Annotated in this window: 26 protein-coding genes, 1 rRNA gene, 1 pseudogene and 2 riboswitches; of the genes and pseudogenes, 26 read left to right on the top strand and 2 right to left on the bottom strand. The window is 36.4% G+C overall.

The features are described 5' to 3' along the window. Positions 1–174: 174 nt before the first annotated feature. The 6 genes from C9J37_RS13355 (at position 175) to C9J37_RS28280 (ending at position 7,637) form a co-directional block, all read left to right on the top strand. Positions 175–1,119, top strand: a complete 945-nt coding sequence (locus C9J37_RS13355) for an AAA family ATPase (RefSeq protein ID WP_107895726.1) — start codon at positions 175–177, stop codon at positions 1,117–1,119. Beyond that, positions 1,116–2,297 carry a DUF58 domain-containing protein gene (locus C9J37_RS13350; RefSeq protein WP_107895725.1) on the top strand — a complete coding sequence of 394 codons (1,182 nt, stop codon included), beginning with the start codon at positions 1,116–1,118 and terminating at the stop codon, positions 2,295–2,297. The genes C9J37_RS13355 and C9J37_RS13350 overlap by 4 nt, the downstream gene beginning before the upstream one ends. After that, positions 2,294–4,501, top strand: coding sequence for a transglutaminase TgpA family protein (locus C9J37_RS13345; protein ID WP_107895724.1), 2,208 nt, complete (start codon positions 2,294–2,296; stop codon positions 4,499–4,501). The genes C9J37_RS13350 and C9J37_RS13345 overlap by 4 nt, the downstream gene beginning before the upstream one ends. 35 nt (positions 4,502–4,536) lie before the next feature. Next, positions 4,537–4,638, top strand: a riboswitch (purine riboswitch). A 155-nt stretch (positions 4,639–4,793) separates the two neighbouring features. After that, on the top strand, positions 4,794–6,347 hold the full coding sequence (gene guaA / locus C9J37_RS13340; protein ID WP_107895723.1) for a glutamine-hydrolyzing GMP synthase: 1,554 nt from the start codon (positions 4,794–4,796) through the stop codon (positions 6,345–6,347). A 150-nt stretch (positions 6,348–6,497) separates the two neighbouring features. Continuing rightward, complete coding sequence (locus tag C9J37_RS13335; RefSeq protein ID WP_107895722.1) at positions 6,498–7,427, top strand: tyrosine-type recombinase/integrase; 930 nt, start codon at positions 6,498–6,500, stop codon at positions 7,425–7,427. Between the two features lie 33 nt (positions 7,428–7,460). Next, on the top strand, positions 7,461–7,637 hold the full coding sequence (locus tag C9J37_RS28280; RefSeq protein WP_167397312.1) for a hypothetical protein: 177 nt from the start codon (positions 7,461–7,463) through the stop codon (positions 7,635–7,637). A gap of 1,436 nt (positions 7,638–9,073) precedes the next feature. Here the strand turns inward: C9J37_RS28280 and C9J37_RS13330 are convergent. Beyond that, positions 9,074–9,874 carry an HAD family hydrolase gene (locus C9J37_RS13330; protein WP_107895721.1) on the bottom strand — a complete coding sequence of 267 codons (801 nt, stop codon included), beginning with the start codon at positions 9,872–9,874 and terminating at the stop codon, positions 9,074–9,076. Between the two features lie 101 nt (positions 9,875–9,975). Next, positions 9,976–10,209: a hypothetical protein gene (locus tag C9J37_RS13325; RefSeq protein WP_107895810.1), complete on the bottom strand. Its 234-nt coding sequence runs from the start codon at positions 10,207–10,209 to the stop codon at positions 9,976–9,978. A gap of 796 nt (positions 10,210–11,005) precedes the next feature. Between C9J37_RS13325 and C9J37_RS13320 the strand changes: the two genes are divergently transcribed. From C9J37_RS13320 to C9J37_RS13225, 20 genes and pseudogenes are all read left to right on the top strand, one after another. Further along, the gene (locus C9J37_RS13320) at positions 11,006–11,953 is read left to right on the top strand and encodes a hypothetical protein (RefSeq protein ID WP_107895720.1); all 948 of its coding nucleotides are present in this window, start codon (positions 11,006–11,008) and stop codon (positions 11,951–11,953) included. A gap of 501 nt (positions 11,954–12,454) precedes the next feature. Then, positions 12,455–12,868 carry a hypothetical protein gene (locus C9J37_RS13315; RefSeq protein ID WP_107895719.1) on the top strand — a complete coding sequence of 138 codons (414 nt, stop codon included), beginning with the start codon at positions 12,455–12,457 and terminating at the stop codon, positions 12,866–12,868. 31 nt (positions 12,869–12,899) lie between these two features. Continuing rightward, positions 12,900–13,763 (top strand): annotated as a pseudogene (locus C9J37_RS13310) (SU10 major capsid protein). Between the two features lie 81 nt (positions 13,764–13,844). Beyond that, positions 13,845–14,015, top strand: a complete 171-nt coding sequence (locus C9J37_RS13305; RefSeq protein WP_107895718.1) for a helix-turn-helix domain-containing protein — start codon at positions 13,845–13,847, stop codon at positions 14,013–14,015. A gap of 46 nt (positions 14,016–14,061) precedes the next feature. Continuing rightward, entirely contained in the window at positions 14,062–14,247 is a 186-nt protein-coding gene (locus C9J37_RS13300) for a DUF5659 domain-containing protein (protein ID WP_107895717.1), read from the top strand. Positions 14,248–14,312: 65 nt separating this feature from the next. Further along, complete coding sequence (locus C9J37_RS13295) at positions 14,313–15,299, top strand: hypothetical protein (RefSeq protein WP_107895716.1); 987 nt, start codon at positions 14,313–14,315, stop codon at positions 15,297–15,299. 27 nt (positions 15,300–15,326) lie between these two features. Further along, a complete protein-coding gene (locus tag C9J37_RS13290; RefSeq protein WP_107895715.1) occupies positions 15,327–15,722 on the top strand; it encodes a hypothetical protein in 396 nt (131 codons plus the stop codon). A 2-nt stretch (positions 15,723–15,724) separates the two neighbouring features. After that, the gene (locus C9J37_RS13285) at positions 15,725–17,314 is read left to right on the top strand and encodes a terminase large subunit domain-containing protein (RefSeq protein WP_107895714.1); all 1,590 of its coding nucleotides are present in this window, start codon (positions 15,725–15,727) and stop codon (positions 17,312–17,314) included. Between the two features lie 60 nt (positions 17,315–17,374). Further along, positions 17,375–17,578, top strand: coding sequence for a hypothetical protein (locus tag C9J37_RS13280; protein ID WP_107895713.1), 204 nt, complete (start codon positions 17,375–17,377; stop codon positions 17,576–17,578). Continuing rightward, positions 17,578–18,921 (top strand): phage portal protein, encoded by a 1,344-nt coding sequence (locus C9J37_RS13275; protein ID WP_107895712.1) that lies wholly within the window; start codon positions 17,578–17,580, stop codon positions 18,919–18,921. The genes C9J37_RS13280 and C9J37_RS13275 overlap by 1 nt, the downstream gene beginning before the upstream one ends. A gap of 180 nt (positions 18,922–19,101) precedes the next feature. Further along, on the top strand, positions 19,102–19,506 hold the full coding sequence (locus tag C9J37_RS13270) for a phage holin family protein (RefSeq protein ID WP_107895711.1): 405 nt from the start codon (positions 19,102–19,104) through the stop codon (positions 19,504–19,506). 145 nt (positions 19,507–19,651) lie between these two features. After that, positions 19,652–20,236, top strand: coding sequence for a tyrosine-type recombinase/integrase (locus C9J37_RS13265; protein ID WP_107895710.1), 585 nt, complete (start codon positions 19,652–19,654; stop codon positions 20,234–20,236). A 57-nt stretch (positions 20,237–20,293) separates the two neighbouring features. Continuing rightward, positions 20,294–20,626 carry a hypothetical protein gene (locus C9J37_RS13260; protein ID WP_107895709.1) on the top strand — a complete coding sequence of 111 codons (333 nt, stop codon included), beginning with the start codon at positions 20,294–20,296 and terminating at the stop codon, positions 20,624–20,626. A gap of 11 nt (positions 20,627–20,637) precedes the next feature. Beyond that, entirely contained in the window at positions 20,638–21,237 is a 600-nt protein-coding gene (locus tag C9J37_RS13255; protein WP_107895708.1) for a hypothetical protein, read from the top strand. Between the two features lie 202 nt (positions 21,238–21,439). Continuing rightward, the gene (locus C9J37_RS13250) at positions 21,440–21,688 is read left to right on the top strand and encodes a hypothetical protein (RefSeq protein WP_107895707.1); all 249 of its coding nucleotides are present in this window, start codon (positions 21,440–21,442) and stop codon (positions 21,686–21,688) included. Positions 21,689–21,875: 187 nt separating this feature from the next. Further along, positions 21,876–21,932, top strand: coding sequence for a GMP synthase (glutamine-hydrolyzing) (locus tag C9J37_RS29675; RefSeq protein WP_083493760.1), 57 nt, complete (start codon positions 21,876–21,878; stop codon positions 21,930–21,932). A 193-nt stretch (positions 21,933–22,125) separates the two neighbouring features. After that, entirely contained in the window at positions 22,126–22,794 is a 669-nt protein-coding gene (locus tag C9J37_RS13240) for an MOSC domain-containing protein (RefSeq protein WP_107895706.1), read from the top strand. A gap of 192 nt (positions 22,795–22,986) precedes the next feature. Continuing rightward, positions 22,987–23,643 (top strand): CPBP family intramembrane glutamic endopeptidase, encoded by a 657-nt coding sequence (locus C9J37_RS13235; protein ID WP_167397311.1) that lies wholly within the window; start codon positions 22,987–22,989, stop codon positions 23,641–23,643. Positions 23,644–23,812: 169 nt separating this feature from the next. Beyond that, a riboswitch (purine riboswitch) is annotated at positions 23,813–23,914 on the top strand. A gap of 131 nt (positions 23,915–24,045) precedes the next feature. Beyond that, the gene (locus tag C9J37_RS13230; protein ID WP_024363995.1) at positions 24,046–25,350 is read left to right on the top strand and encodes an NCS2 family permease; all 1,305 of its coding nucleotides are present in this window, start codon (positions 24,046–24,048) and stop codon (positions 25,348–25,350) included. A gap of 410 nt (positions 25,351–25,760) precedes the next feature. Further along, positions 25,761–25,822 (top strand): 16S ribosomal RNA (locus C9J37_RS13225); the annotation flags it as partial.

The following is a 25,822-nucleotide window of genomic DNA, read 5'->3' as shown; positions in this document are numbered from 1 at the left end:
TAAGAAACATCAAACAAACCTCTTTTTATAGAGGCAATAACATGTTTGTTAATTTATCATTTTAACTGGATAATGGCACATTAATTGTGTTACGAAACAGTTTTCGATATGCTTGAACTAAATTATCGTGCAATTCAAATAATTGGTTAGCGAAAATGGGAGGGTTTTAGTTTTATGAATTTACAAATCCAAATGGTATTAGAAAATATAGAGAAAGTAATGATAGGAAAGAGAGAGGTAGCGGAACTTAGCATTGTAGCCTTGCTTGCAAGGGGGCACGTATTACTTGAGGATGTGCCAGGAGTTGGTAAGACTATGATGGTACGTGCGCTTGCTAAATCTTTCGATGCCCAATTCAAACGTATTCAATTTACTCCCGATTTACTGCCCTCCGATGTTGTAGGTGTTTCTATTTATAACCCAAAAACAATGGAATTTGAATTTCGTCCAGGGCCGATTATGGGCGATGTAGTTTTGGCTGATGAAATTAATAGAACGTCACCGAAAACACAATCGGCCTTACTTGAAGCGATGGAGGAGGCGTCTGTCACAATTGATGGCAATACACTTATGATTAATCAGCCATTTTTTGTTATGGCGACGCAAAATCCTATCGAACATGAGGGTACCTATCCATTACCAGAGGCACAGCTTGATCGCTTTTTACTAAAAATAAAAATGGGCTATCCAACGAGAGGGCAAGAAGTAGAAATACTGCGTCGTGCTGAAAATGGCAAGTCTATTGAAAAAATTGATGCTGTGCTGTCGGTGGCACAATTAATTGAATTACAGCAACTTGTGCAAGGCGTTTATGTGGAGGACTCCGTTAAAAACTATATGGTTGAACTGGCTTCTCAAACAAGAGAGAATAACTACGTGTATTTAGGGGTTAGTCCTCGTGCGACAATTGCTTTGATGAAGGCGTCTCAGGCATATGCATTTATGAAAGGGCGAAGCTATGTAATACCAGACGATGTTCAATATTTAGCGCCCTATGTCTTTAGCCACCGATTAGTGCTCAAGCCAGATGCGCGTTATGATGATGTAACAGCAGAAGAAATTATTGAACGTATTATTGCAAAAACGCCTGTGCCGACGAAGAGGTTAGCAGAGCAATGAAGAAATGGCGAGCCCTTTTTGAAAAAAGTAAACATTTTCTATTAGTGAGCTTTCTGATACTTATTACGTTTTGTTACGCTATGTTTCAAGGTGGATTTGTCAGCTGGTTTGTCTTTTTTACGGTAAGTCCATTTTTGTTGTACGCTTTTATATTCCAACTTGTGAGGGAGGAAATATACAGTGTAGAGCGTAAAATTGAACCTTCTCATGTAGAAAGCGGACAATCAGTTCAAGTAACAATAAGTGTAGAAAGAAAAACGCGTTTTCCATTTGCGTATATGCTGATGGAAGAACTTGTTGGTAGCGAGATGCTAGTGCAGTCAAAGGTGCAAGAGAAAGACGCCATAAAATTTGTAGGTTTTAAAAAAACGTTTACTTGGCGTTACACACTTGAAAGCTTGTCGCGTGGTGAGCATCGTTATTTAGGTGCGCATATCATCTTCCATGATTTTTTCGGATGGGCAAAGAAGCGCATTTTGGTAGAAAAAGAACAAACAGTTCTAGTTTATCCGAGAGTGCATGATATGAAATATGCTACATTACAAACAAAATTAGATGTTGGGTCCATGATGACCCCTTATTCCATTGTGAAGGACACATCAATGGCTATAGGTTTACGCGAATATGTACCAGGTGACCGCTTTTCGTGGATTCATTGGAAGTCATTTGCAAAAACACAAACACTTCAGTCAAAGGAATTTGAAGATCGTCAATCACAGGAATTGATGTTAATGCTCGATGTAGGTTCTTCTCCGTTATTTGAAGAGAAGGTGGAGTTAGTCGCTTCAATGCTTAATGCCATTGTACGAGGGCGTGGGGATATTTCCTTTGTTTCAACAGGCGTAAAAACAAAAGTGTTTTCTTCCATCCAAGGTGAAAAGCAATTAGATCGAGTGATGCATCATTTAGCTTGTGTCAAACCTGTTGAAAATGCAAAATATCAATTGCGTGATACCCAAGTCCTTCAGCGTGTGGCAACGCTTCTATATGTTACGAGTGATATATCAGATGAATTACTACATACTTTAGGTAATACGGTGAAAAGTTGTATTTGTTTTGTAGTATCTCAAGAGACACAGGCACGTTCTGATGTAACAAAGCGTTATAAACATATTCAAGTCGTACATGTAAACCCAACAGATTATTACCACTTGTTCACGGAGGTGATGAAGCCGTGAAAAAATCACTAGAAAATTTTATTGAGCTAGCTTTCGCGTACGTCATTATTTTCTTTATATTACGTGAGTGGCTAACACCAGTTATGCAATTAACAAATACAGGTTTAAGTCAGTTGTTTCTAGTTTTTATTGGCTTAGCACTAGTGCTTTCTTTATTTAAAGTTCGACCGTTATTGTCCGGGCTTATAAAGTTAGGTTATATTACATGGTTTGTTATATTTGTTTATAGCGAGAATCCGTTTTTTTCAGGACATACCATTCCGTTTGTAGTGAATGAAGTGACGTGGAACATGGTGAACATTTTTTCAGGGAATTTTGGACAAGTATCAGATGCATTTAGAACAGTATTGTTTTTAGCGTTGATTTGGATGTTAATCTATTTAATTCACCACTGGATTACAGTGCATCATAATATTTTCTACTTCTTCGTATTAACCGTATTTTTCATCGCGACACTTGATACGTTTAGCGAATATAATGGAAAGCTCGCTATTATTAAAGTAATTGTGCTTGGTCTAATTATGACGGGTGTACTTTTTATTAAACGTTTAAGACTTCAGCTCGATGCACCGAGTGATATGCTTAGAAAGTGGAAAATTGTTTTACCAATGCTTATTTCGGTGGCACTTGTCAGTATGGTGGCATTCTATTTACCAAAAGCAGGACCTACATGGGCTGATCCAGTACCGTTTATCAAAAGCGTTACAGGGCAAGATGGTGTAGGAGATGGGCAAAGAACAGTTGGCTATAGTGATGATGACAGTAGGTTAGGTGGACCGTATAAAGGAGATAATACATTAATTTTTACGGCAACCTCACGTGATCGCCATTATTGGCGTATCGATACTAAAGATACCTATACATCGAAAGGCTGGGTGTTATCAGGTGAGTATATGGGGGAAGCTGTTTTTGAAAATGATACCCCGATTTATACATCCTTGCAGGTCGGGCCACGAGAAAATGAACGGCAAATTCAAATGGACATGGCTGTCCCTATGCCATTTTTAATTCAAACATATGGCATGTTATCCGTTTCGGCAGAGGACCCTACCTTGTATATTCAAGATGGACAAACCGAAAAAATAGTAACAAAACAACCGAGTGGCGAATTGGTGACGACGGATAATGGTAGTAATAAATTACTGTCAAATTATACGATAACTTATAGTGAGCCAAACTATAGTTTGCAACAGCTTCAAATGTCTGAACCAGCTATGCTAGAAACATTAGATCCTTCTTATAATCGTTTTTTACAATTACCTGACACACTTCCACAGCGTGTACAAGATTTAACGCTTGATGTAACGCGTGATAAAGCCTCTGTATATGAAAAAATAAAGGCAGTGGAAGGCTATTTTTCAACAGGAAACTATAGATACGATAAAAAAGCAGCAGCTATTCCTGCTGAAAAACAAGATTATGTAGATCAATTTTTATTCGATACAAAAGTAGGCTACTGTGATAACTTTTCTACATCCATGGTTGTTATGCTCCGTTCTATCGGCATTCCCGCTCGCTGGGTGAAAGGCTTTGCACCAGGTAATGCAGGGGCGTTATCAAATGGTCTGCGTGAATATAAAGTGACGAATGACAATGCCCACTCTTGGGTAGAGGCATATGTTCCAGGCACAGGGTGGATAGAGTTTGAACCGACAATTGGCTTTTCTGGTACAGTGAATATTGATTATGATTTACAGCGAAATCAACCTCAGCAAGAAGAAGTACTACAACCAGAAGAAAAACCAGCGCAACAGCAAAAGAAAGAGCAACCAACAGAGCAAACAGCTAACAATTCAGCTTTTAGCTTAGACCGTGTATGGGCTTGGGTGAAATCGTTAAAATATGTTTGGTTCACGCTAATGGCTTTACTCATTATTATTGGTGTGGCTTTATTTGTACAACGAAAAACATGGATTCCTAAAATGCAGGTGCGTGTCTATCGCAAAAAAGAAGCAGATTGGTCAAGTTTTGATGCTTCCTATCAAGCATTAACGAAACAGTTAGGGCGCATTGGTTTAAAACGAAAACATGACGAAACATTACGAGCGTTTGCTGAACGGGTAGATGCATCGTTAGAGACAGAAGAGATGCAAAAGTTAACGGCCGTATACGAGCAAAAGATTTATGGCAAGAATGCACAAGAAGTTGACTTCGTTAAACTGCGGGAAAGTTGGGAATATTTAATCAATCGCACAATCGGTTGATTTTAATGGGTACAAAGAGTAAAATGAAAAAAATTATATATGATTAGGATGGCTTTCATATAAGTTCGAAAATAGGGTTCGGATGTTTCTACGAAATCACCGTAAATGATTTCTCTATGAAGGTGAATGTTTTGGCTAGGTGAGAAGTTTTATACATCACTTTTCTTTGTTACGCATTCCCCTTTATATATCAAGAGCTTATGGACGCGTAGGAAGTTTTTTTTACTTTCATACGCGTTTTTCTTTGAACATATGAAAACGTCCTTTAAAAATAGAAGAAGAGGTGGAAATATTGTCAGCAAGCCCTTTATTAAAAGAGCAAGAAAAAATCGTCGTTCTAGACTTCGGTAGCCAATTTAACCAATTAATTACGCGTCGTATCCGTGAATTTGGTGTTTTCAGTGAATTACACCCACATACGATTACAGCAGATGAAATTAAAGACATGAATGCAGCCGGTATTATCTTTTCAGGTGGTCCTAACTCTGTTTATGATGACAATGCATTCCATGTAGATCCAGCTATTTTCGAATTAGGTTTACCAATCCTAGGTATTTGCTATGGTATGCAGTTAATGGCGCATACGCAAGGCGGTAAAGTAGAAGGCGCTGCAACACGTGAATACGGTAAAGCGGAAATTCAAGTAACGGCTGCTAATAAATTATTCGGTGATTTACCAACAGAACAAATCGTCTGGATGAGTCATGGCGACCACGTAACAGAAGTACCTGCTGGCTTTGAAATCATTGCAACAAGTGCATCTTGTCCAATCGCTGCTATGGCAAACGCAGAACGTAAACTATATGCAGTACAATTCCACCCAGAAGTTCGTCACTCTGTATATGGTAATGATTTACTACGTCAATTCGTATTCGATATTTGTGGTGCTAAAGGCGATTGGTCAATGGCAAACTTTATCGAAATCGAAATTGCTAAAATTCGCGAAATCGTTGGCGATAAAAAAGTATTATGTGCACTTTCAGGCGGAGTAGACTCTTCTGTTGTTGCAGTACTTATTCATAAAGCAATCGGTGACCAACTGACTTGTATGTTCGTAGACCACAACCTAAACCGTAAAGGTGAAGTTGAACAGGTGATGAAAACTTTCACAGAAGATTTCGATATGAACCTAATTAAAATCGATGCACGTCAACGCTTCATGGACAAACTAGCGGGTGTATCTGATCCAGAGAAAAAACGCAAAATTATCGGTAACGAATTTATTTACGTATTCGATGAAGAAGCTTCAAAATTAGAAGGTATGGATTTCCTTGCACAAGGAACGTTATACACAGACATTATTGAATCTGGTACGTCGACTGCGCAAACAATCAAATCTCACCATAATGTAGGCGGTCTTCCAGAAGACATGCAGTTCAAATTAATTGAACCATTAAAAACATTATTCAAAGACGAAGTTCGTGCACTTGGCTTAGAACTTGGTCTAGATGAAAAAATTGTTTGGCGTCAACCATTCCCAGGTCCTGGTTTAGGTATTCGTGTACTTGGTGAAGTAACAGAAGAAAAACTTGAAATTGTTCGTGAATCTGATTTCATCTTACGCGAAGAAATCGCAAAAGCTGGTCTTGATCGTGACATTTGGCAATACTTCACGGTATTACCTGATATTCGTTCAGTAGGTGTAATGGGCGATGCTCGTACGTATGACTACGCAATCGGTATCCGTGCTGTTACGTCTATCGACGGTATGACTTCTGACTGGGCACGTATCCCTTGGGACGTACTAGAGAAAATCTCTGTACGTTTAGTAAACGAAGTAAAACACGTAAACCGCGTGCTGTATGATATTACATCTAAGCCACCAGCAACGATTGAGTGGGAATAGGACTAAATGCCTAACAACCTCTAAACTCAGTCATATCAAGGGTTTGAAGCTTGTTGTATAGAACAAATACTTGTTCACATGCAACAATTGACGTTTAAATATCAACTCTCTTTTATTCACATTACTTGTGAGTAGAAGGGAGTTTTTTTGTTGCCAAAAATTATGGAGCTTATAGATGATTTTAAGTTAAATCAAGAGATTGTTGGAAGAAAACCAAAATACATCGAGATGTGCATTTGGCGGTTGAAGCGTTGGCAAGAGTACATGGAATCTGAGTATGAGGTTCAAGATGTAGAAGGGGTTGAATCAATCCATATCAAAAAATACATTCAGTATCGTCAACAGCTTGGAGCTGAGAAACCAATTACACTGAACAACAATATTGCTACTTTGAGAGTGTTTTTTAACTACTTGGTCGAGGAAGAATATATGGAAGAAAAGAACAATCCTCTTAGGAAAATCAAAAGCTTGAAAGAAGAAAAGCGTATTATTCTGACTTTCAGTGATGAAGAAGTACAGCGAATTATCAATGATGTAAGAGAGGAAACCTATTCCAATATTCGAGATAAGCTTATTTTGATAATGCTATTTGATACAGGTATAAGGGTTTCTGAGCTTTGCAATATCAAGGAATCAGACGTTTCATTACGTCACATTTTGATTCATGGAAAGGGTTCAAAAGAACGCCTAGTCTACATTAGCAAGACCATGAGGAAGTATATGCGTAGGTTCGAGGAAGCTAAGAAGAAACGATTCAGCCATAAGCATCCTGATGAAGTGGAAGACAACTATTTTTTAGACCAAAGCGCTCAACAGTTACACCGTTCTCGTATCAATAAAATTCTAAAAGAGCATTGCAACAATGTTGGTATTAGAGATGGTATTCGTTGCTCTCCACATGATTGTCGTCATTACTTTGCACAGAAGCAACTTAGGAATGGTATTGACGTGTATAGTCTAAGTCGTTTACTTGGTCATTTTGACACTCAGGAAACCGCCAAATATTTACGAGGTTTAGAGCAAAATGCCATCCTTGATATTGGTCGCTTACACAGCCCGTTGAATAATATCAAAATTTAAACATCAACAGAAGTATCAGAGGGAGCTTATTTAATGGACAAGAGAGTGCAAAAGGCTTTTATGTTTGCTGAACTACATCTTCAACAAAGAATGGAATTTTGGACAAGCAATAATAACCAAGAAGCAATGGAGCATTACCAAAATGAGCTAGTTAAGTTGAAAGCTGATTTAGATGAATTAATTAAAGAGTCTACCTATTACGTTAGATAACTCGACTAAGCGAGTATAAACAGGCATTAAGCTTAGAGCGTTAGAAGCATCTATTGCAGATGCTTCTAGGTTGCAATAGCAAATTGATTGCATAGAAAAAAGTCGTCAGTGCTGTAACACCAACGACTTCTAACTGAATATGACTACCGAAAAAATGATAGCACACATCACCAATGTAGCTATTGTACAGGCTTTGCGATAAAATTTCAATCGCTAAGGTCTAGTTTGCTATTGTCTTTTTTAGGTAGTCTTTGGTGGAAACCTAGTAACACCAATTGAATCTAAACTTGACAGGTTATGACTTAGCCAACGCATAAATTAAGTCTAGGATACCACTACAAGCTTCCTTGTTAGCTTGGGTATCTGAATGGTGCTGACAACCATTAAAGGTCAGGAGTGGAAGGTCTGAGTGGCTACGGTCACACAGGATACATCACATTGTAATTGTTGCTGAGCTTCTCATAACAGTAGAATAAGCATTTACGCTACGTGTAAGGCACGTATAAGGATTACAACAACTATCGGGGGCAGAAGTAGATAAGTAGATGTATTGTTCGAGAGGACGCATTTAACAAGGGCATACATATACGGATACCTCAAATGACGGATTCATGTACGATTGGAAATGTCTTGTCTATGTCTATGATTCTATTTTTTTAGTTTCGCAGACATAGGCAAGGCATTTTTGCGCCAAGCCGTTTTCCTCAATTCTGGCTTCATGATGGGAAGGGCGTAAACAGTTGTCAAGCTTAAAGTATTCTAGGAGCGTAAATAATATTAATATAAGCATGAAAAGCAGCTATGTAAATGTTGTACCAAAAAGGAACATTATTTAGACCCATGCCTATGTAAATAGTGTTCCAAAATGGACAGATTTTATATAGGGGGGTCTAAAATGTGAGCTGAAGTGGAACACATTCTGACAAGTTTAAAGAAAGAAACCTATTAAAGAAATAAATAAGCTAAAGAAAGAAACTAAGGACGGGCTTGCGCCCTAGTTTATTTTCAAGATTAAATCTAATATTGAGCTTGCAAAAATTAAACAATTTAAAATGGTTTAAAGGATTTTTTGAAGTATTTAAAATGGTTTAAAAGTTTTTAATAGCATATAAAACAGTTTGAAATGCTTTTAAAGCTTTTTGAAGTATTTAAAACAATCTGAAATGGTTCAAAGGTTTTTTAAACAATTCAAAACAATTTAAAATAGTTTAAGGGTTTTTTTAAAGTATTTTAAAAGGTATTAAAAGATTTAGTTTCTAAGGTGGGTACTTTGAAGCTCCGCAGAACAGCATTGTAGGCAATCGAGATTCGTTCAAGTGGATAGTTGGTCATATGGATTCATCTCACAGAGCGATTGTGAGAGCATAACAAAAGGACTTGCATATATGAGAATTTATCATACACAAGTCCTTTTCTTGTTGAAGTAAAGCACCCCGTTAGTTACATAAGGTTTCCAGGATATTAGCTACACCATCTTCATCATTTGAAGTTGTAATTTTTTTAGCAATACTTTTTAATTCGTCTATTGAATTGTCCATAGCTATTGGAATTCCACATATTTTAAATAAGCCTAAGTCGTTAAAATCATCGCCGAAAACCATTGTTTTTTCTAATGAAATATCTAATCGTTCTGCAAGGTTTGTTATTGCAGACTCTTTCGAAATGCCTAATTTCATTATTTGTGTAAGTTGGTTTGAGTCCGTATTTATAACATTTACTTTATCCCCGAACTTTTTATTAAAGTCCTCTATATTCTTTAAGTGTGAAACAAGTATTTTTGTTGGGCTTTTTAATTTTATTTCTACAATCTCAATAATTTCAGGGTTCTTAGAAACCTTCATAAATGAGCGATAATCAATCTCTTTATAACTGTACCAAGTATCATTAACTTCAATTGAAAATAAGTGATCGGGTTCATTTGAAATTAAGTATTCAATAATTTGTTCGTTTATAGTTGATTTGATTGAGTAATGTTCATCTATTTGTAATTGCTGATTCACAATCAATGCACCATTATAATAAACAAAAACAGCGATTTCTTGTAATTCCTTTGGGAGAAATTCTTTTATTGCTCTTGGTGGTCGTGCTGTTGCAATTATAATTGGTATCCCAAGTTTATGAATTTCTAATATTGAATCTAAATTTCTCTTACTTATCATCTTATTGGAATTTAATAATGTACCATCTAAATCCAATACTATTGCATCTACTTTATTTCTATCCTTTAAAACACTCATAATTACCTCCAATTTTCTAAAAATCTGTTAGTAATTAATATTCTTTATGTAATAAATTTTCCCTCTTCTTATTTAACTAAACTGCCCCTTTAGTGAAGTAATTAAAGAGTGATAATTTCACCGGAATATTCTCTTAAATGGTCAATGGCTAACGTCACTGCACCTTCCTCGGTCTCAATCAAAGACAATCCTTTTTTAATAGGACTCCAATACTCATATCCGCAGTCTTCCTGCCACATATATACCTCTGTGGTAAAAAGACCATCCTTACGCTTAATAATTTGAACTTTATATTGATTACTCGGAGACAACATTTCTTTTAGCACTTGTTCCATTAGTTCACCATCTTTACTGGTAATAATGTGTATAGTATAGCATCTCTTGTTCAACTAAACTGCTCCGTTAGTTGAATAACTGAATAATCAGTCGTTTGGTATAGTTTAACACATTTACAAATATTGGTGTATGGAAAAGTGAGCTTATAAAGCAAGGTATACTGAGATTGCGGTAGCCCACTGTTATTTGGTGTACTTATAATAGAAGCTGTTCCAATATGCTTTCCTACTTTTATTACCAAAGGTTACGCTAAGGTACATCACTCTACTTAGTATATTTATATATATTAAAATACTAATAAATATAATATTAATACACTAAGTAGATAGCCATACCTAAACGTAACCTATGGAATTTGATGTTTAAGCTGTATTAAGTTTGCCTTTTTGAGCAGATAGGAGAAAAAAATCACACTTCAACAACAATGGGAAATCGACACCTGCTCTAAAAACGTTTCTAAGGGCGCTGTAGCGAGATATGCAGATTAAATGATTCGATGTTAGTGAATGAGTTTAAGACCTCCCTGTGAGCCTGCTAGGTGGATTAGAGTTGATTGTGAAAGCTTGTGGTTAGTGTCGTGATAGAAGAATGAAATGATGATTGAAGCACCTGTTGAGCTGAAAAGGTATTTTTTGCGTGATAAATAAGGATATATTCAAGAAATGATAAAATTTTGATATTAATTTTTTAGAAAACCTTAGCAAAGATGGGAAAATGACATATAATATAGGGCTAAAAATCAGCTAGAAGAAAGTTGGTGACAGCTACACTATATAAATTGAAGGGAAATTTAGCATGGAAGAAACAACAAACATAAGGCAACAAATTAATGATAAGCAAGCATTTATCAAGTCAATCATTAAGTTGAGCAATGGCATCAAATACAATAAATCATATGAGATTGTTGAAGTAGATGATTATATTGATGGTCATGTTGCTTACAAATACCACAAGATAGTAAGAGAGCCGATTGTTAATAGTTCGATAGAGTATATTGCTGTTAGGGTTAGGTCAATCAAAGAGGTTAACGCTAGGTATGCCTATACTTTGCATCTAAGCAAGCTAAACGAATATAAATCATTATATGAGGAATCTAGGTTGACTGAGGTTGTCCATTCAAACCTAATGGCAATTGGTCAAGCATATGATGTATATGAGTTTGATAAGGTTGAAATGGACATGTTCCCACGCTATGACGAGGAATTAGACTACTGTTTAAGTGAAATTAAATCAGTTTTACCAAAAATCAAAGTCGAGCGAATAAGGCTACTTGCAGAAGCAGATAATGCTATTACAAGAGTGCTAAATGATATTTTACCTTTGGTTGATTTAGCTAAGAGCGACAAAGAGATTGTTACGTTTATTAATAAAGCTTTATTAAATCGCACACCAAGAGAGCTAAATAAAGAAAATGGCACAAGGTTCATCAATCGTAAGGGCAAAAGCTATTATGTAAGCAAAGACAAGATGAAGCTAAAACGTAATCAGTTTATCGCTCAAAAGGTGCTGGAAATCGACTTCTTAAATTTGAATAAACATCAAAAGGAATTTGCTGAAAGATTGTTGCTAGAGGTGCAAGCTGAGTTTGACAATGGATTGACCGATAATTTTATCTTTGATGAAGATGGTTATATTAGTGGTATCAATAAGCGTCATTTTGCTGAAAGAATGGAACTCAAAGAGAGCAACTTCAAAAATACATTAGCGAGAATACAGGCAAAATATCAAGATTACAAGAATTGATATTTTGTTCAAAAAAATGAGTAACACTTTTTGTGTATATAATGTTGTTGTGAGGGCAGTACGAAATATTGCTCTCACCAAAATTAAAATCATTTTTATGCTCAGGTCTTACTAGTACCTGAGCGTAATTCCATTAGATATTGTCTAAGCTTACTTTTATTTGAGCGTAATTGTTTTGCTATTGATTAGGCGATACAAGATGGGGCTACTTAATTGTAGTCCTTTTTTTATTGAGTTTTATTCAACTTTTTAACTGAGCGTGGTCATTTCTTCTGTATAAATGTATGAACGCTCAGGACACCACCTGTAAAGCCCGATTAGCGCCTATGAGCTGTTTTGATGATTCACTTGAAGATTTATGAGTGATGCAATCCAAACACGACACAGAACGTTCTGAGAGCTTGTACAGGATGGTGAAATATTAAGCCATGAGCAATCTGCTTATAGGCTTTTTTGGTCTGTAGAAATACGGAAAATATCTAATCAGAAGGAGATTTATTAATGGAAAACTTACAAACAGCAGAAGTAACTGAAATGGAATCTATTGAGGTTGCTGACACAAACGAAGCACCTCTGCAGGAGCAACAGGGTAATCCATTGGAGCAAGAAAGGCAGGAGCTACTAGAAGAGATTGAACGCTTAGAGCAAGAGAAAGTTCAATATGAAAATCTAAGATTACAGTTACAGCTTGAAGAACGAGGGTTTGGATATGCGAAGGAATTTGTAGAGCAATTTGGCTTTGCTAAAACACCAGCAGAAAAAGTTGATGCATTAGCACAATTAATTAATGAGGTAAAACTTGATATTGGCTTCAAACCAAAAGAAGTTGCTAAGCAAGATGATTATACAGCTCACAAGCAAAATGGTGACGCCAAAGGCATGATTGCAAGCAAGTTCTCAAAGTTATTTAAGTAAAACAAAACAAACAGGAAGAAGGAATATTTTTATGTTTAAATCACAATCATTCACAGAATCAGAACGCATTTCATTAGCGAACGAAATCGCAGTTATTGGAGTTCAAGCAACACCTTTTACATCTTTACTGATGGCTAAAGGAAATATTGAAAAAGCTCTTAGCACAGTCTACACATGGAGAGAAAAGTCACTTTCAAACGATGATGATATTTCAGCAGTTGAAGGAGCAGAAACAACAGTTTTCTATGAATCAGCTAGAGCAGAGCTAAACAACATTCTTGAGATTTTCAAGAAAGGTGTACAAGTATCAGGCACAGCAGAAGCAATGCAATCAACTCAGTTCTCAGTGGAAGTTGCTGACCGTTTGCTTGAGCTTAAAGTGAACATGGAGAAGAAATTTATCAATGGTCTTAAAGCTGATGGTTCAAAAACACCTTTCAAACGCCAACTATCAGGTTTAGTTGAAATGGCTGATGCTACTAATGCTGTAACAGCTACAATTGATGAAGCAGCGATTAAGCAAATTATGCGTAATCTTTGGGGTCAAAATCTAGCAGAAGGTCAAGTGTACGCTTTTGTGAACGCAGATATTAAAGAAGAAATTGATGCAATCTACAAGGGCAACTACTCATACAACCATGTGACAACTTCATTTGGTCTACTAGTAGATGAAATCAATACTAACTATGGCTCAGTTAAATTTGTTTTATCTAAGCATGTACCTGCTGACAAAGTGGTGTTCTTCAATGACGCTTATGTTGATTTAGCTTATTTACGTGAACCACATTTTTAACCACTTGCAAAAACAGGTGATTCAGTTAAAGGTCAAATTGTTGCAGAAGCTACTTTAAAAGTGGGTTCTAAAAAAGCAGTAGCAGTTTTAACAAAGATTTAATCCAATGGCACTCTCAATTATGGGAGTGCCTTTTTAAATTCATTTCATGAAAATTTTTAACTGAGGAAAGGAAGTAAGACCATGACACAAACAGAATTATTCTTAATGCGTAGACAAAAGGGCATTAAGTTGAATCAAATTGCCAAGTCCATTGGTTGCTCAATCGCTCTACTATCAAAATATGAGCATAACAAGGTAGCAATGGATGCAAGCAAAGTGAACCAATACAAAGACTATATCCTAAATAACTAGCGCACAATGGAGCAGAACAGCAAAGAATAGAAAAGGAGCTTTACATATGAAACAGTTAACTGAACAAGATTTCTTCTTTTGTTTCACAAAGAAACTTTCGATCTTTTTGAAATCAGAAGGAATCCCATACATTATTAAAGCTAAAAGCATTAAGGACAATGCGATTTATACAGTCTATCAAAAAACTGATGAACTACAGCGAGCTTTAGACAAATACAAGGAAATCAACTAGGAAGTTGCCAAGTAGGTGACTTCTTTTTTTATACAAAAATACAATCACACAGGAGTTTTTAACGAATGGAAAATTTTACTTATATTCAAATTAACAATCTACTAATAGATGAAAGAACTGAGTTTCATCTTACGTCAGAGGAAATATATGTTTACTCACTACTCTCAACGAGCAGAAACCTTAGAGGTCAAATATTTACAACACCATCGACTATACATGATATGGGACATATCAAGTTAGCAAGTAGCCAAAAGCGAGCAGTTTTAAATATTAAGAATACGCTTATCTCATTAAGAGATAAAAAGGTTATCAGATTTACAAATGCAGATGGTGAGCTTACAAATGCTTTCAAAGCAAATGATACTTTAATAGTTGAGCTATCAGAATTTGACACTAAGTATTTCACTCAACTTGATTTTGAGGTTTTTGATGAAATCAAAGATATTCGCCATTTACATGTGTATCTTGCTGTTTTTAAGTGGGCTAACAGTGGTGATGGCACATTTGGTTGCTCTAAGTCACGTTGGGCAAACATTTTAAAATGCTCAGAATCAACAGCTTTTAAAGCAGTCAACGAAGCTGTTGAAGAAGGTCTAATTCACAAGAATATTGGTGACTACAATGACACAGGTAAGCAAAACACTAACCGATATAGAACAACGCCTTTTGAAGATGATGAAATCACAAATCATTCATTCAACAAGAAATATGTTGAAAAAGAAATTGTGGAAGAAACAAGCTTAGAGCATTTTAATGTTGAAGCACTCAAAGAAACAGAACAGCGATTTAATACATTTAAAGATGAAGATGGCAAAGATGTTTTCCCGATTGAACAGGATTATATTGCTTTTTTAGACTTGCAAAAACAAAAGAGGGAAATAGGCTTAACTGACTTTGAGAAAAGAGTTCTTAGAGCAGGGGAAAAGCGCATTAATAAATTGAAAAAACAAAAAGCTTTAATAGATGAAGATGGTGTTGCATTTAAAATTGTTGATAGATACCTTGAGCAAGCAAAACTTGCAATCGAGTGTAGAGATGAATTTAACAGCTAACCACCTACAAAGAAAGGAATGATATTAATGGATATTTACAAGGCACTTGAAGCAGTTCCCTACAAGAAAAGGGAATACTTCAAATGGAAGTTTGATTTATATGTCAATCGCACCGATGAGCTTACAGAAGAAGAACTATGTCAAAAGCTAGATGTTAAAACTTTAAACCACATGAAGAAATGGGAAAAATCAAGCGAGTATTTGACTTTGACTAACCTATACTTAGAATCACGCATAGCAAATGACATGGAGCAGATTTATCAAGTCACAGCAGAAAAAGCTCTCACAGGCGATGAAAAGGCTATTAAGCTTTTATTAGACCTTCAAAAGCAGGTCAGAGCATTTAACAAGGAAGCTAAGTCAACTAAAGTCTATGAGCCATTTGAAAACGATGGTGCTTATGATGAATTGGAGTTGTCTTAAAAATGGTAATTAAAGTTAATAAACTGACCAAAGTTCTGAGTGAATTTCCACTATTCGCTAAGAACTTTATTTTTATTACAGATAACGAAAATGAGGTTATCAAATTTGAAATTAATGAAGCTCAGCAGGAAATTGAAAGCTTGATGCTAGACAATCGCTTTGTGGTGATTGGTAAAGCAAGGCAAGCAGGTATTTCAACTTTTGTGCTTGCTAGAGCATTGTGGCGAGCATTGACAAAGCCCAATGAAAACATTTTGATTGTTTCCTATAAAGGTGATTCAGCTAAAGCGTTATTTGAAAAGCTTAAACAGATGAATGATGCTGTGCCAAGAGAAAAATTCCCTAATGTGTTTCCAAAGGTTCGCAGGGATAACAGAAGCGAGCTGTTGTTTACCAATGGCTCAAGAATCAGTTCTGTGACAGCAGGTAATAAAGATATTGGGCGAGGTTCTACTTATACCTATGTTCATCTATCTGAGTTTGCTTTCTACGCTTCACAAGAAACTCAATTGCTGTCAGTTGAACAGTCCCTTGCAAAAGGCGCTGAGAGCCAACTGACGATTGAAACAACCTCAAATGGTACAAGTAACCACTTCTATCGCCTTTACATGCAAGCCCTCAAAGGTAAGTCAAAGTATATTCCTTATTTCATTCCTTTCTATCACAAGCTATACAAAAAACAATTTGCTCATGACTATGATGAAGCTGAGCGTTGGTACAAAGCAACCAATAGTGGCAAGCGCCTTGCGTCAGATGATTTAGAAGATGATGAAGTAGCTCTACATAATACAGGCGCAACTTTAAAGCAACTTATGTGGCGCAGGTGGAAGATTCAAGATATGGAGAATGAACAGCAGTTTATGCAGGAGTATCCTTCCAATCCATTAGAATCCTTTATTAGTACAGGGAAAAGTGTGTTTGATCAAAGTAAGGTATTAACTAGGCTTTCTTATGCTATTGACCCACTTCCTAAAAATGATGTGCTGTCAGAAGCGCCTGAGAGCGTTCGAAAATACATTGGTAAGGGCTTAGACATTTTCGAATTGCCTGAGCGCTCAAAGAAATATTACTTTGGTGTTGATACAGCGAGTGGCTCAGGGAATGACTATTCAACAATCACAGCGTTTGATTCAGAAGGTCAGCAGGTAATGAGCTTCTACCATAATAAAATAGCTGTGTATGAATTTGCTCAGGTCATTTATGACTTGGGTATTTTTTATAACTATGCATTTTTAACGGTGGAGCGTAACAGCTATGGCTTGCCCATCATTGAGCGCCTACGCAAAGAACGTGGCTATCTCAATATGTATAAGATGAAAACCTTTGATGAACGAGGAAAGAAGAAACTTCAAATTGGTTTCGTGACTTCTGAGAAAACAAAGGCAATCATGATTTCAGATATGAAGGAACAGTTTGAGCTTGGTCTTATTAACCTTGAGTGTAAGACCACCTTGCAACAGATGCAGATGTTCATTGAAACAAATGGGCGCTTAGGGAACAAGCGTGGGAATAGTGACTTGCATCATGATGATAGTGTTATTTCAACAGCACTAGCGATTCAAGGCATGAAAACAAATAAATGGTATGTATAGAGATAGTCCTTCCTTAAAGGAAGGGCTATCACTGAATAACAAGAGAATGGAGCTAAGTAAATGGCATTTATGGACGCATATAGAAAAAGAGTTTTAACAATGGAACAGGAGCTTGATAAACGAGCAATAAGAGAACAATCGCTGAAAGAGAAGAAGGAAGCGCTTGAGCTTGATATTAAGTTGCTTAAATCTGAGCTAAAAGCAAAAGAAGAAATGTTAAAAGATATTAATATAGCAATAATCAGAAAAGGAGAGGTTGAGTAATGAACCTAGAAAGATATTTACAAGTAAAGCACAAAGGTAGCTCTCATTGGTTCTTAGGGGAAGTTGACTCTTATGACAACCAAGAGCGATTGCAGGGAGTGCTTGAGAAGAAGAAGTATTTAGATGGTCAGCACAAGATTTTACAGCGTGATTCATTCAAATATAATGGACAGGTCATTGAGCCAAGAAAGATTGTCATTCAGTTGGCAAAGACTATTTTAAACTTCCAAACACAGTACCTATTGAAGAATAGTGTCAATATCATTGGTGCTGAGAAAATGGTGGAGCAGTTCTTGAAGGTCAATAAGCTAGGTCGCTTTGATGACAAGAATGTTATTATCCTTAGCAAGCTGATGAAGTTTGGTCAAGTTGCTGAGTACCTTTTCATTAATGCTAAGGGGCGCATTGATTCAAAGATTATTGACGCTGACGATGGAACACCTGTATTCAACCATCATGGGGAAATGATTGCTTTTATTGAGCATTATGTCTTTGATGGGATTACTTATTACACAGTCTACACAGATAGCAAGGTTGAAGAATGGTCAAATGAGGGTGGCGAATTAAAGCTCGCTGCTCAACACGTTAATTTAAGTGGTTTACCTATCCTTTATAAATCTGACAATGAATTTAGCAACACAGAAGGTCGCTCAGAGCTAGATGATTACATGACAATCTTAGACAACATGGAAGATGTGCTTTCTAAGTATGTTGATTCTATGTACAAGTTTATGAATCCTATTCCTGTTGCAGTTGGTCAGCAACTTAAAGATTCTCTACCTAGTGAAATTGTTGGGGGTGGCTTAAATCTTGATGATGGAGCAGACTTCAAGATGGTAACTAATCAATTGGATTCTAAGTCATTTGAATTGGTCTATAAGACACTTCAACAAGCTCTATTAGATGTAAGCTCGACACCTGCTGTATCAATGAACAAAACTGATGTGAGCAATCTATCAGAGGTTAGTATCAAGCTGTTGTTCTCATTAGCAGACACAAAAGCAGGTCTGAATGAAACATACTTGAAGAAGGGCTTCTATGAACGTTGGGAGAAGGTCTGTGAGCTGTTGAAATACAAAGGTGTTCATATCACAGAAGATGATTTTATGACGCTTGAATTTAACTTCCAATACAATACACCATCTAACCATGCTGAGATTATTGACAACATGAGAAAGCAACATGCAATGGGAGCTTTAAGTGTTGAAACTATCCTTGAGCAGTCACCTTATGTAAATGATATTGCTCTTGAAATGAATCGCATACTTGATGTGAAGCCATTTGAGCATATGAATCAAGGCGATAATGTTGGGTATAGTGATGATACAGAAAAGGTATCGTAAAGGTGGATAATACAAGGATAAAAGATAAGTCTAATGTTTACTGAAATCTTAGGGATTTTGGTTAAGCTTAGGCTTTTTATTTTTGGTGAAAATTAGTGGTTTTTAGGGTGTGGGAGCTTGGAGTGTATATATCCAATTTTTCACGCTTGTTACAACTGTTGTATTGGAGGTGATGAGCAAATGGAGAAAATGAGCTTATTCACTATCCTAGCGCTGTCGGGAACGTCATTATCCTTCCTTATTGGAGGGTGGCATGTATCATTGACTGTTCTTGTAGCGTTTATGATTATTGATATTGTTACAGGTGTCATTATGTCACTTGTGCAAAAGCGTCTATCCTCAAAGATTGCTTTTGTCGGCTTCTTGAAGAAAGCTACTATCATGATTGTAATAGTCTTAGCGAACCTATTAGACGTACTCACAGCGTCAGGTGTTCCTGTCTTTAGGACAATGGCAATTTACTTCTATATTGGTATGGAAGGTTTGTCTATCACTGAGAACCTAGCTAGGATTGGTGTGCCATTGCCTAGAGGTGTGAAGGAACGGCTATTACAGTTAGCGAATGAGGAAAATAATAATAAATAAGCTTCTCGGTTTCGAATGTATGCTTTTGTGAATTAGCATACATAAAGAATGTTGATGTAGAGCCATTCTTATATTGACCCCTATGTGAATGTATGGTATTTTGAAAATAACAACGAAAGCATACATAAGAAAAGAGGTCATAAACATGGCAAATAAGAATCCAAAAGAAGGTACATTAATTGATGTACAACCATTAAAAGATAAGAAAGACATTAATAACTTGATTGAAGCATTAGGCATGACGAAAGAATTTGGTTTACGCAATCAGCTTCTATTCAAACTAGGGATTTCAACAGGTCTTAGATGTGGTGACTTAGTAGCACTAACTGTTGAACAGGTGAAACATAAAACCAATTTCAAAATTAGAGAAGGCAAAACTAAGAAAGAGCGTACAGTGTACCTAAACAATGTAATGGCTGAAATTAGCGAATACATTGACACACTACCACAAGGCACAGTGTACCTATTCCCAAGCCGTAAAGGCGAAGGTCATATTTCAACTACACAAGCTTACCGAATCATTACAAGTGCAGGTGACATGATTGATAGGAATGACATTGGTACTCACACAATGCGCAAGACGTTTGGCTATACCTACTACCAAGCTACGAAAGATGTTGCAACACTGATGGAAATCTTTAATCATTCGAGTCAAAAGACTACGTTACGATACATTGGGATAACCGAGGAATCAATAGAGAATAGCATAAAGAGCATATCGTTCTTCTAAGCCCTGTATTACTAGGGCTTTTTTATATGCAATTAAATAGAAAAAGGTGATAGTATAATGAACAATTTACAAAGATTACAAATGGAAACAAAGGGAATTGAGTTCCAAGAAGCTGAGCTGATGGTGTATCTAGCTGAGAACGCTCTTGATGCTCATGCTGAGTATAATCCACAGTCTATGACAGATAAGAAAGCAATCTATGCTACAGCTCTTAGTATGCTTGAATCAGTAGCTAACAATCCGACAACGATGAAAGCTATTAAGATTGATGATATGACCGTCAGTGAGTTCCATGAGAACCTAATGAAGCGTATTGACCAATTAACTAATAAAGTAAGAAAAATGAAAACTGAAAATAACAATTCTGAGATTTTCATTTTGTATATTTAGGAGTGAAGTAGATGAATTTATTTGATGCTCAGACGCTTACAGAAGCTTTCTCAGGCGTTGTTGAACCATATGTGATGAATGAACTGACAGACACACCAAGCACCGTAAATGGCTTTGTAACCAATGCAATGCTAACGCCTGACAGCACCTTTCATTTCCATTCCTTGAGTGAGTTTAAGCGTGGTGACTATATCAGTATTGATGGCAGTTACTACCTTGTAATGACCGATGTAGTAGCTCAGAGAGGGTTCAAATACAAAGCTTTAGTACAGTATTGCAACTATATCCTAGAGCTGACTAAGACGGTAAAAATCAAAGTGGGTACTGACAATATGGGTAGACCAATCTACAAGACAGAAACAGTTGTAGACCGTCAAGAGCCTGCTGTGGTGAGCTACAAGGAAATGACAGTTGATGAAGATGCCATTGTAACAGCTACTAAGACGCTTGTTATCAATGTACAGGACACTATCAAGAACCGAAAGAGCTTTCAAGTGAATGAAGCTATAGCGCTCTATGGAAGGTCATACAAGGTTATTAATGCTGAAATTGTGAAAGCAGGTCTGATTGAGCTTAAGGTGCAATCTGAAGATGTGTTACTTCCTATATAATAGATGATTGATGATACCCCTAAGTGTGTTTCTTCCATTGTACCATGTCATTTTACACGTACATAAAAATGGTATAATGTGGTCTTAATGGATAGGAGGACATAATGCTAGGGGGAGCTTAATTGGCTTATAAGTACGATACTATGATTTTCATGAGAAAAGTAAAATTTGGCGCAATATCAATTCAGACGAAGATGTTCAAATGTGTATTAACGGCTGTTCCAATGCACTAAGAGTCTACGAGGGTATTCCTATCAAGGATAGAATCAGAGAGGATAAAGAGGGCATTGAGCGTCAGTTAGGTGTATTTGAAATTGCTTTAGAGCGTATTGCTAAGCTTCCAAATCTGTTCACTTTCACACAGGAAGATGTAGAGCGTATGAATGAAAAGTTTGCAGAATTTGAGAAACAATTAGAACTCTTAGACCTCCAACGAATAAGTTGGGATTAGGAGTTGAGTAGGGAGCTAAAATAGCTCTCTTTTTTATTTGGAAAAGCTTAGGGACTTCTAAATTATTGTGAATAATAGTGTTGTAACTCCCCCCTTAACCTGCTACAATTGACCTTAGGAATCAGTGTGGATTTAAGAGTTACACTGATATTTGAACGGATGATAAACCCTTATATATTAATGGTTGGTGAGCGTGCTGTATGATATTACATCTAAGCCACCTGCAACTATTGAGTGGGAGTAATCGCAAATAGCAAGAGTCCTAAATGCCCTGATAACACAGGGGTTTAGGGCTTTTTTGTTGCGTGGTGATGACGGGTGTAACATGGAGACAGACCATAAACCATTGTAGAAGGAGCGTCAATTGCTGGAAAAGTGTTGGATGTAGTAAACTAAGTTTATGAAATGACGTTGGCTTTTAATTGAGGGGGATGAAAATGGAGAAAAGTATTGCGACGATTCACACATTAGCTGTCGGTATGCCAAAAGAATTGAACTATAACAATGGGCGATCAATGATAACAGGAATTGACAAACAAGAAGTACAAGAAGTTTATTTAGGAAAGAGTGGATTTGAGGGAGATGATGTAGCAGATAAAAAACATCATGGTGGGCCTGATCGTGCTGTTTGTTTATATCCAGCAGAGCATTACATACAATGGGAACAAGAACTAGGTAAAAAATTGCCGACTGCAACATTCGGTGAGAATTTAACGGTAACGAACATGTTGGAAGCGGATGTTTGTATAGGAGATACTTATAAAATTGGAAATGCTGTTATTCAAATTACGCAAGGGCGTATTCCGTGTAGCACGATTGATAGATATGCAAAGGCAGATATATTGCTCAAACGTTTAATTGAAACGGGGTATACGGGCTATCTTGCACGTGTGCTAATCGAGGGAACAATCAGTGCAAATTCAACGATTGAATTGATTGAAAGACATCCTGCAGGTATATCTGTTTTATATTGCAACGAGGTCTATTATAAAAACAATGATGTAGGTGCGATGAAGAAAATTCAAGCGGTGGATGCATTAGCGTTAGATTGGCAACAAAAGTTAGAAAAAAAGATTCAGTCGTTGCAGAGTCGAGTAGGGAAGTAAAGCACAAAAGTATCAGAACCCCCTTTAGCTTTTAGGTTAAAGGGGGTTCTTATTTATGTAAGGAATTTCAATGGATTAGCTTACGATCAAATGAATTGCATCCTAAATAGCATGTTATTACAATAAAATCGTCTAAAACGATAATTGTTTGTGTAGTAATGAGTAGTGAAAAAATTGAAAGGAATGGAGATAATGTTACGAAAATATAAGTATAGCGTGATTTTATTTAGTTACATATCACTGGTGCTTGTATTGCCAAAGCTTTTTAATTCGCCAGCTAATCAGACTGAACTAAATACTTTCTTATTGCTATTTTGTCTTGCGCATGGAATGGTTTGTATCATAGCCTTTATATCATTACGTAGCCAAATAATTCTTGGTTTGAAAGATATTCGAAACAAACCTTTAAAATTCATTCAATTATTTATTGTTGGCTTGTTGCTACTATGTCTAGGTGTAATTTTTATAGATCCATTGGTTGATTCCTTTGCTAACTCGTCAAATCAATCTAGCGTCAACCATGTTTTGCAGATAGCGCAAGGTATGATGCTATTTGTCTTTTTGTTTCCAGTCGTTTTGCTGGGGCCGGTGAATGAGGAGATAATATTTAGGGAAATCATCCTGAAAAAGTTAAAGACAAAGATAGGGGTATATTTCTCGATTGGAATTTCAAGTTTCTTATTTGGCCTTTTACATGTACATAGCTTTTCAGAAATTGTTCAAGTGATCCCTTACTTTTACTCTGGGCTCGTCTTTGGCGTCATTTATTACAAATCAAATTTTAATATCGTGTATTCAATAACCCTCCATATCTTTAACAATGGTATTGCGATGCTTTTTGCACTTTAGTGACTAACACTAAAAAGAACTCGAGAAAAAGAGTTCTTTTTCTTTATTTTTCTATGTTTTTTCCAAAAACTGAACATTAATTCCGTATTTTATACGAACTTTCGTATTTTTTTTATAAGAAATGTTCGGAAATGGGGTTGAAATCTAAAAAACGAAATGATATATTACGATTGTAAATTAAATAAGTCGTCGTATAATGTCGGGGATAAGGCCCGTGAGTTTCTACCAAGTTACCGTAAATAACTTGACTACGATTTTAGTTTTATACGAATGTATAGTAACTAATTTATTTCACACATTATGAGTGCTGAAATGTATCGTAGACATGCGACTAGTAGAGTAGTCAGCGTGTCTTTTTTTGTTTTCGGTATTGAAGACGACAATACGGAGGATCTTTCAAAAATGAAAAAATATTTCATGTTCGATGAATTAGGTACTAATTATCGCCGCGAAATAATTGGTGGTATTACAACATTCCTTGCCATGGCTTACATTTTAGCAGTTAACCCAGGTATTCTGGAAAATGCAGGAATGGATAAAGGTGCTGTATTCGTAGCAACAGCATTAGCAGCAGCAGTCGGTTCTTTGATTATGGGTATTTTCGCTAAATTCCCAATCTCATTAGCCCCAGGTATGGGATTGAATGCATTCTTTGCTTTCACTGTAGTAGGAGCATATGGTATTCCTTGGCAAACTGGGTTAACAGGTGTATTTTTCTCAGGGATTATTTTTATTATCCTTTCACTTACAGGTATTCGTGAAACAGTTATTAATGCAATTCCAGCACAACTTAAATATGCAGTATCAGCTGGTATTGGTTTATTTATTACATTCGTAGGGTTACAAGGAGCGGGTATCGTTGTAGATAGTCCAGCAACTTTAGTAACATTAGGTGCATTTACAGGTTCCACTCTTTTAGCAGTGTTCGGTATTATTATTTCTGTCATTCTTATCTTAAAATTCCGCAGCGTCGGTATTTTCTTAGGGATGGTTATTACAGCGGTCGTTGGTATGATGACAGGTGTCATTGCACCACCTGTATCGGTTGTATCAGCAATTCCAAGTGTAGATTCAACATTTATGGTTGCACTTAAACCGATTTTTAATGACTTTGATTCTTTAATAAACGTTAAATTTTTAGTCGTAGTACTAACATTTTTATTCGTTGACTTTTTCGATACAGCAGGTACATTAATGGCTGTTGCTACTCAAGCTGGCCTAGTAAAAGACGATAAATTACCACGCGCAAGCCGTGCGCTTATGGCGGATGCATTAGCTACAACAATTGGTTCGTTATTCGGAACTTCAACAACTACTGCATATGTAGAATCAACTTCAGGTGTAGCAGCAGGTGCTCGTTCAGGTTTTGCCGCAGTTGTTACAGCAGTGCTATTCTTAATCGCGCTATTCTTCTCCCCATTGCTTGCTGTTGTTACTTCAGCGGTAACAGCACCAGCACTTGTTATCGTAGGTGTGTTAATGGTTTCATCATTACGTTTAATTGAATGGGATAAATTCGAAATTGCAGTTCCAGCGTTCTTCACAGTATTAATGATGCCGCTTGGTTATTCAATTGCAACAGGGATTGCAATTGGTTTCGTATTCTATCCTGTAACAATGCTTTTAGCAGGTCGTAAAAAAGAAATTCACCCAATGATGTACGGATTGTTCTTTGTCTTCCTTGCATACTTTATCTGGGTTCGATAATGTAAAAATGAAAAAGCTTCTCTTTGTGAAAACGAAGAGGAGCTTTTTATTCGAAATTGTTTGAGTGCCTGACACTTAATATACTATAGAAGAAACTACTAGTTATTATTGACTGAATAGTTTTATTTCAATTAAACACTTGCAAACTATGTTACGAGATGTTATATTTAAACACGTTGTTACGAAACATGTGAACAACACACTGCAAGAAAATAATAGTTGACATCATATTGAATGTATGTTAAATTATAAAAAGTTACTTACTAGTAACTAACAAAATGAACCTTGAAAACTGAACAAGCAAAACGTAATCAATATAGTTTTTACTAGCTAACTACGTTAGTTAACGAAACAAAATTTTGGACATCAAAATTGATGCCAGCAAAACAATTTGAGCTAATCAAATTTCTTTTATGGAGAGTTTGATCCTGGCTCAGGACGAACGCTGGCGGCGTGCCTAATACATGCAAGT

Source organism: Lysinibacillus mangiferihumi (genome assembly GCF_003049665.1).
Lineage (GTDB): Bacteria > Bacillota > Bacilli > Bacillales_A > Planococcaceae > Lysinibacillus > Lysinibacillus mangiferihumi.
Note: the sequence above shows the minus strand (reverse complement) of the source record. Positions and strands in the feature narration are given on the sequence as shown.

What these genes read in the sequence shown, in the direction of transcription:
- C9J37_RS13265 (WP_107895710.1), top strand. Translation starts at nt 19,652, where the DNA reads ATGGCAAATAAGAATCCAAAAGAAGGTACATTAATTGATGTACAACCA.
- C9J37_RS13300 (WP_107895717.1), top strand. Translation starts at nt 14,062, where the DNA reads ATGAAACAGTTAACTGAACAAGATTTCTTCTTTTGTTTCACAAAGAAA.
- C9J37_RS13320 (WP_107895720.1), top strand. Translation starts at nt 11,006, where the DNA reads ATGGAAGAAACAACAAACATAAGGCAACAAATTAATGATAAGCAAGCA.
- C9J37_RS13325 (WP_107895810.1), bottom strand. Translation starts at nt 10,209, where the DNA reads ATGGAACAAGTGCTAAAAGAAATGTTGTCTCCGAGTAATCAATATAAA.
- C9J37_RS13230 (WP_024363995.1), top strand. Translation starts at nt 24,046, where the DNA reads ATGAAAAAATATTTCATGTTCGATGAATTAGGTACTAATTATCGCCGC.
- C9J37_RS13280 (WP_107895713.1), top strand. Translation starts at nt 17,375, where the DNA reads ATGGCATTTATGGACGCATATAGAAAAAGAGTTTTAACAATGGAACAG.
- C9J37_RS13235 (WP_167397311.1), top strand. Translation starts at nt 22,987, where the DNA reads ATGTTACGAAAATATAAGTATAGCGTGATTTTATTTAGTTACATATCA.
- C9J37_RS13305 (WP_107895718.1), top strand. Translation starts at nt 13,845, where the DNA reads ATGACACAAACAGAATTATTCTTAATGCGTAGACAAAAGGGCATTAAG.
- C9J37_RS13330 (WP_107895721.1), bottom strand. Translation starts at nt 9,874, where the DNA reads ATGAGTGTTTTAAAGGATAGAAATAAAGTAGATGCAATAGTATTGGAT.
- C9J37_RS13295 (WP_107895716.1), top strand. Translation starts at nt 14,313, where the DNA reads ATGGAAAATTTTACTTATATTCAAATTAACAATCTACTAATAGATGAA.
- C9J37_RS13315 (WP_107895719.1), top strand. Translation starts at nt 12,455, where the DNA reads ATGGAAAACTTACAAACAGCAGAAGTAACTGAAATGGAATCTATTGAG.
- C9J37_RS13285 (WP_107895714.1), top strand. Translation starts at nt 15,725, where the DNA reads ATGGTAATTAAAGTTAATAAACTGACCAAAGTTCTGAGTGAATTTCCA.
- C9J37_RS13270 (WP_107895711.1), top strand. Translation starts at nt 19,102, where the DNA reads ATGGAGAAAATGAGCTTATTCACTATCCTAGCGCTGTCGGGAACGTCA.
- C9J37_RS13240 (WP_107895706.1), top strand. Translation starts at nt 22,126, where the DNA reads ATGGAGAAAAGTATTGCGACGATTCACACATTAGCTGTCGGTATGCCA.
- C9J37_RS13355 (WP_107895726.1), top strand. Translation starts at nt 175, where the DNA reads ATGAATTTACAAATCCAAATGGTATTAGAAAATATAGAGAAAGTAATG.
- C9J37_RS28280 (WP_167397312.1), top strand. Translation starts at nt 7,461, where the DNA reads ATGGACAAGAGAGTGCAAAAGGCTTTTATGTTTGCTGAACTACATCTT.
- C9J37_RS13290 (WP_107895715.1), top strand. Translation starts at nt 15,327, where the DNA reads ATGGATATTTACAAGGCACTTGAAGCAGTTCCCTACAAGAAAAGGGAA.
- C9J37_RS13260 (WP_107895709.1), top strand. Translation starts at nt 20,294, where the DNA reads ATGAACAATTTACAAAGATTACAAATGGAAACAAAGGGAATTGAGTTC.
- C9J37_RS13275 (WP_107895712.1), top strand. Translation starts at nt 17,578, where the DNA reads ATGAACCTAGAAAGATATTTACAAGTAAAGCACAAAGGTAGCTCTCAT.
- C9J37_RS13255 (WP_107895708.1), top strand. Translation starts at nt 20,638, where the DNA reads ATGAATTTATTTGATGCTCAGACGCTTACAGAAGCTTTCTCAGGCGTT.
- C9J37_RS13350 (WP_107895725.1), top strand. Translation starts at nt 1,116, where the DNA reads ATGAAGAAATGGCGAGCCCTTTTTGAAAAAAGTAAACATTTTCTATTA.
- C9J37_RS13250 (WP_107895707.1), top strand. Translation starts at nt 21,440, where the DNA reads ATGTGTATTAACGGCTGTTCCAATGCACTAAGAGTCTACGAGGGTATT.